The 503-nt window shown below is 61.8% G+C and carries 1 protein-coding gene; it reads left to right on the top strand.

The annotated features are described in order from the left end of the window. Positions 1-372 (top strand): GNAT family N-acetyltransferase (locus AC1D00_RS44835; protein ID WP_477015180.1); only part of this gene is annotated, 372 nt, incomplete at its 5' end. Positions 373-503: the final 131 nt, after the last annotated feature.

The following is a 503-nucleotide window of genomic DNA, read 5'->3' as shown; positions in this document are numbered from 1 at the left end:
CTCGAATGCGACGACGAGGTGATCGCGATCTTCGCCGGCGTCGCCGACGGCCAGCGCTTCTCGATGATGTTCAACACCTACACCATGTCCGAGCACGCCCGCTACAGCCCGGGCCTGATCCTGATGCGCTACATCATCGACCGCTACGCCGAGCGCGGCTACCGCTCGCTCGACCTCGGCATCGGCTCGGACGACTACAAGCGGATGTTCTGCAAGGACGACGAGGACATTTTCGACAGCTTCGTGCCGCTGACCTCGCGCGGCAAGCTTGCGGCAATGGCGATGTCCTCGGTCAGCCACGGCAAGCGGCTGGTGAAGCAGAACCAGATGCTGTTCGATCTGGCGCGACGGCTACGGCAGGCGTTCGGGTAATCTCCCGAGTTTTCTCAGACTCTATCGGCTTGCAAGCTGCCCTTCCTTCTCCCCTTGTGGGAGAAGGTGGCGCGAAGCGCCGGATGAGGGGTCTGCATCAGCACATTCAAGTGAGAGTTGGACTCGTGGAG

It is taken from the genome of Bradyrhizobium sp. P2_E8, from assembly GCF_056403875.1.
Note: the sequence above shows the minus strand (reverse complement) of the source record. Positions and strands in the feature narration are given on the sequence as shown.